Origin of the sequence: Methylobacterium sp. J-076 (assembly GCF_022829405.1) — a bacterium.
In the GTDB taxonomy this organism is placed as follows: Bacteria; Pseudomonadota; Alphaproteobacteria; order Rhizobiales; family Beijerinckiaceae; genus Methylobacterium.
Window position 1 is genome coordinate 1 of record NZ_JAKSXW010000075.1, and the last position, 663, is coordinate 663.

Below are 663 nucleotides of genomic sequence, written 5' to 3' on the forward strand. Positions count from 1 at the left end.
GCGCAGGCCCTGGGTCAGCCCCGTCATCCCCGAGACGGCGATGCCCGACAGGCAGCCGACGACGGTGGCGAGCAGGACGAGGCCGCCCTCGCTGCGCCGGACGAAGGCGCGCAGGCGCCCTGGCGCCTGGACGAAGGGCGGGGTTCCCCCTCTCCCCGCCTGCGGGGAGAGGCCCACGGACACCTTGTCGTGTCCGTGGGAAGCGAAGGCGAAGCCGCAGCGGCGGTGAGGGGGCTTGCCGGACGAGCCTCCTCCGGCGCGCGCCCTCACCCTCGGCTGCCGCCTAGCCGCGCCGACGACGGGGTCGGGGCGGCCCTCTCCCCGCAGGCGGGGAGGGGGGAATTCCACCTACGCCGGTCATTGCAAGCGCAGCGAACCAATCCAGCCATTCGGACGAAGCGCATGGTTCCCCCCCTCCCCGCCTGGGTGGAGAGGGCCGAGCCGCCACCGTCGGCTGCGCGGCGAGGGGGCAGCCGAGGGTGAGGGCGCGCGACGGAGGAGGCTCGTCCGGCAAGCCCCCTCACCGTCGCTGCGGCTTCGCCTTCGCTTCCCACGGACACGACAAGGTGTCCGTGGGCCTCTCCCCGCAGGCGGGGAGAGGGGGAACCCCGCGCTTCGTCCGAATGGCTGGATTGGTTCGCTGCGCTTGCAATGACCGGCGTA

1 protein-coding gene is annotated in these 663 nt (G+C 73.8%); it reads right to left on the reverse strand.

Annotated features, from left to right (window positions below; all coding sequences use genetic code 11):
* A partial coding sequence (locus MKK53_RS06400) for a hypothetical protein (RefSeq protein WP_243927862.1) occupies window positions 1–183 on the reverse strand: 183 nt, incomplete at its 3' end.
* Window positions 184–663: the final 480 nt, after the last annotated feature.